Source organism: Bradyrhizobium sp. P5_C12 (genome assembly GCF_054049735.1).
Map to the genome: position 1 here is coordinate 1 of NZ_JBFULU010000150.1, position 520 is coordinate 520.

General features: G+C 68.1%; 1 protein-coding gene. It reads right to left on the reverse strand.

Annotated features, from left to right (window positions below):
- Window positions 1-11: 11 nt before the first annotated feature.
- A partial coding sequence (locus ACXJMY_RS38045; RefSeq protein WP_235886072.1) for a methyl-accepting chemotaxis protein occupies window positions 12-520 on the reverse strand: 509 nt, incomplete at its 5' end.

The following is a 520-nucleotide window of genomic DNA, read 5'->3' on the forward strand; positions in this document are numbered from 1 at the left end:
CTTACGCTGCCTTACGCTGCCCTGATATTCGCCATGAAGCGGTCGAGCTCGGCGCGCAGGCGGGTGCTCTCGGACGACAGCGTCTTGGCCGAGTTCAGCACCTCTTCCGAGGCCGAGCCGGTCTCGGCGGCGCCGCGGTTGACCTGGCCGATGTCGGTGGCGGCGGTCTGAGTGCCCTGCGCGACGGTCTGGACGCTGCGGGCGATCTCCTGGGTGGCGGCACCCTGCTGCTCCACCGCGCTCGCGATGGAGGTCGAGATCGACGAGATCTGGCCGATGGTGGCACCGATCTCCTTGATCGCGGCGACCGACTCGGCCGTGGCGCCCTGCATGCCCGTGATGTGCGAGGAAATCTCGTCGGTGGCCTTGGCGGTCTGGCTCGCCAGCGACTTCACTTCGCTGGCGACCACCGCGAAGCCGCGACCGGCTTCACCGGCACGCGCCGCCTCGATGGTGGCGTTGAGCGCCAACAAATTGGTCTGCTCGGCAATCGCCGTGATCAGCTTGACCACCTCGCCGA